This window comes from Chryseobacterium hagamense (assembly GCF_007991455.1).
Lineage (GTDB): Bacteria > Bacteroidota > Bacteroidia > Flavobacteriales > Weeksellaceae > Chryseobacterium > Chryseobacterium hagamense.
In genome coordinates this window covers 1-730 of sequence record NZ_BJYJ01000091.1, presented here as the reverse complement: position 1 = coordinate 730, position 730 = coordinate 1, and the positions used below count along the sequence as shown (strand labels likewise).

The following is a 730-nucleotide window of genomic DNA, read 5'->3' as shown; positions in this document are numbered from 1 at the left end:
ATGTCCAGAACAAGAATTGTACAGGGAGCTTACCATAAGATCACCGGTGGCGACCATAATATGTCGTCGGAAGGGAAAATCATATCCGGTGCCGGTAATCAGGTGCGGGAAATGGGAACTGACCGGGGTGTTGTCTACGGCAATTTTGAAAGGAAGGGAAGTACGGTGAATGAGGATTTCGAGATTTCATTTTCATTAAAAAAAGACAGCGGCTGTTCAACGGTAGTGCCATTCGGCATACTGGATTTCGAAGGGAATTATGAAAATGCGAATTTTGTTTTTAATTATTCGTTAATGCTCAGCAATATCGATTCCCTGGAGTTTAAGGTACTGAATGAAGACGGGAGTACGCTGTATGCCATCACCAATCTTCCTGAAATTGTGGTCACGGCCAGGCGTCTGCCTCTGCTGGGTGAAGACCTGATGAAGAACAAACCGGAACACCGGCCTGCAGATCCTGTTAAGGTATGGGATTGGAAAAGCGTGTTCGATCCTTACAACATCTCCTCTTCAGACTATACGAAGATCGGTTCGTATGTTATCTTCTGGGATGGTTTTGATAACAATGGTATTTATGACAGTTCGCTTTTCAACAATAAAAAGCTGAAGGCCGTGATTACGGCTACCAAAAATGGTGTCCAAAAAACAAAGGAAGCAGAATTTACGACCCAATATGCTGAAGTCGACTGGGTGGATGTAAAGATTGACAAGACTAACAAAAGGATTGACA

1 pseudogene is annotated in these 730 nt (G+C 43.6%); it reads left to right on the top strand.

What is annotated here, in order from left to right:
- A pseudogene (locus tag CHA01nite_RS20705) lies at positions 1 to 730 on the top strand (hypothetical protein); the annotation flags it as partial.